General features: G+C 59.9%; 3 protein-coding genes. 2 read left to right on the top strand and 1 reads right to left on the bottom strand.

The annotated features are described in order from the left end of the window. The first annotated feature begins 575 nt into the window (after positions 1-575). On the top strand, positions 576-1,535 hold the full coding sequence (locus tag DBR20_RS13775; protein WP_108266566.1) for a serine/threonine-protein kinase: 960 nt from the start codon (positions 576-578) through the stop codon (positions 1,533-1,535). 97 nt (positions 1,536-1,632) lie between these two features. Here DBR20_RS13775 and DBR20_RS13770 read toward each other — a convergent pair whose 3' ends face one another. Beyond that, positions 1,633-1,884 carry an accessory factor UbiK family protein gene (locus DBR20_RS13770; RefSeq protein WP_108266565.1) on the bottom strand — a complete coding sequence of 84 codons (252 nt, stop codon included), beginning with the start codon at positions 1,882-1,884 and terminating at the stop codon, positions 1,633-1,635. Positions 1,885-2,042: 158 nt separating this feature from the next. On the opposite strand from DBR20_RS13770, the gene DBR20_RS13765 reads away from it, so the two are divergent. After that, positions 2,043-2,345, top strand: a 303-nt coding sequence (locus DBR20_RS13765) for a P-II family nitrogen regulator (RefSeq protein WP_108266569.1), incomplete at its 3' end; no start/stop codon positions are given.

The raw sequence follows: 2,345 nt of genomic DNA, 5'->3' as shown, positions 1-2,345 counted from the left end.
CCGTGCAAGCAGGCAGAAGCCGCCACCGACAAAGGTGGCGGACGATGCGTGGCTCGAAAACCGGATCACTAGACAATGCCGGCGGGTACAAGACCCCCACACACCGCCCGCCATAGCCGGCAGACGGATTGCCAGCCGGCACCACGCGTGGTGGTGCCGGCTGACAAGCGTAAACAACTTCTAGTGAATCGGGTTTTCGACGCCCGGCCACCCGTTGTCGGTGGCTCTACCAGAGTTGCCTGATGTTGTTGGAAATGCCAAGGGGTTGGGGCCAAAGCCGCCAAAGCCCGAGACGTTTTTGGCATTGTGGCACAGGGTAGGGCAGCGCGAGAGGCTTGGGAAACAAAGCTCCTGGAGCCTATGGGGCAACGGCGTCAGATTCTTCCGAAGGAGGCGTTGGCGCGTGCCATTTGCGACGCGGCTCGCCCGGCGACCTTGCGTGGTCGCCGAGGAAAGTTGTCAGGTGGTTGCAGTATGCAGCTTGAAGGCCCGATCCATTTGAAATAGTGTCGCCACCTCAGAGCATTCTGTCCGAGATTGCTACGGATGATGCGGGTTCATGACAGGGAGGATACGTGGGCAACGGCAAGATTATGTTGAACGGGACGGGGTTGCTCATTAGTGGCGCAGCCATCGATTTCCCAGACTATGAGATCAAGGAAAGGCTGGGCGGTGGAGCAAACGGAGTTGTGTTTCGCGCTTGGGATAGAAATCTTGAGAGAGATGTTGCGCTTAAGGTTTGGGGCTCAAGGGGCCTTTCACGTGCGCAAGATGAATCCAAGAAAATCGCTGCTCTGACACATGATTGTATCGTTGCCACGCACAGGTTCTCTTGGGTTGGCAATCACCCTTACTGCGTAATGGAGTATGTCCCTGGCGAGTCGCTGAAGAGCTGGCTGAAGGCCGAGCGGCCCGTTGAAGCAAAGATCGCCATCTGGAAAGGGTATGCGCGTGCTTTGCAGCATATCCATTCGCTTGGTGTAGTCCACGGTGACCCTCACACGGGAAATGTACTTGTGGGGCCGGGGGCAAATGTGAAGGTGGCCGACGCCGGGACCAGCATCTTCTGGGACGATCATTCCAAATTTGAGACCAGAGAGAAGGATCTCATCATCGAAACAGCACATCGACTCTTCGAATCTGAAAAGCTGTCAGAGCTGTGGGCCCCACCTGATGCTGTCAACCATCAAGATGCTTTGACCATGTTCGATATTCCTGTTGAGTTCCTGAGCCGAGCGTATGGGTTGCCAGATCATGACATGCGCAGTCTCGCTGCCTCGTATTTTTCAGACCAGATCCTGGCGCATCCTTTTTTCCGGTTGGATGCTGTCATCCGCCATATCGATGCTGGTGGAGTGACTGACGGGGAGCGCGTGCTTCGTCGGATCAACGCCAGTCTTGCCGGGCGGACGAGTTTCATGGACGGTGACGAGAAGCTGTCTCATCAAACGCAAGAACGCTACAGCGCCCGCATGAAAGAGGCAGCAGCGCTTGTTCGGCACATGCGCGGAGCAGTATCCGCACCAGTCGCTTGACACAGCGGGGACGGCGTCTTACCGCTTCCCCGCGCACTGTTCGGCCTTGCTCTGTTCGCGTCCTGGCAGAGCCATCGGTGTTTAGGGCTGCATCTTGTCACTCTGCGGCGGCGCGCCCTTCCAGCTCGCGCACCGCCGTTTCCAGCGCATCCAGCTTCTCGCGGGTCTTCAACAACACCGCACGCTGCACTTCAAATTCCTCGCGCGTCACCAGGTCCAGCTTGGCCAGCCCCGCCTGCAGCGCGCTCTTGAAGGTGGCCTGCAGTTCCTCGCGCGATTCGCGCAGGCCCGGCGGCACCAGGTCGCTGAGGCGACGGGCGAGGTCATCGATTTGGTTCAGGTCGATCATGGGGTGCTCCGTGGGGTGGTGGGCCTGCGCATCCGGCGCGGCCACGGCTGTTCGGCAGTAAGGATACTGCTGGCCCCGGCCCGCCGGACAGGCGCTGCGGGTTTCGCACCGGCCGCGTTCAGGCGCTATCCTCCACGCCGGAATACAGGAGATAGACGATGAAGATGGTCATGGCGGTGATCAAGCCGTTCAAGCTCGACGACGTGCGCGAAGCGCTGGCCGAGCGCGGGGTTACCGGGATCACGGTGACGGAAGTGAAGGGCTTCGGTCGCCAGAAGGGCCATACCGAGCTGTACCGCGGCGCCGAGTACGTGGTCGACTTCCTGCCGAAGGTGAAGCTGGAAGTGGCGGTGACCGACGATCAGGTGGACGTGGTGGTGGAGGCCATCGTGAAGGCGGCGGGCACCGGCAAGATCGGCGACGGCAAGGTGTTCGTGTACGACCTGGGCAGCGTGGTGCGT

The sequence above is a fragment of the Stenotrophomonas sp. HMWF023 genome, assembly GCF_003060985.1.
In the GTDB taxonomy this organism is placed as follows: Bacteria; Pseudomonadota; Gammaproteobacteria; order Xanthomonadales; family Xanthomonadaceae; genus Stenotrophomonas; species Stenotrophomonas lactitubi.
This window is presented reverse-complemented; position numbering and strand designations above follow the sequence as displayed.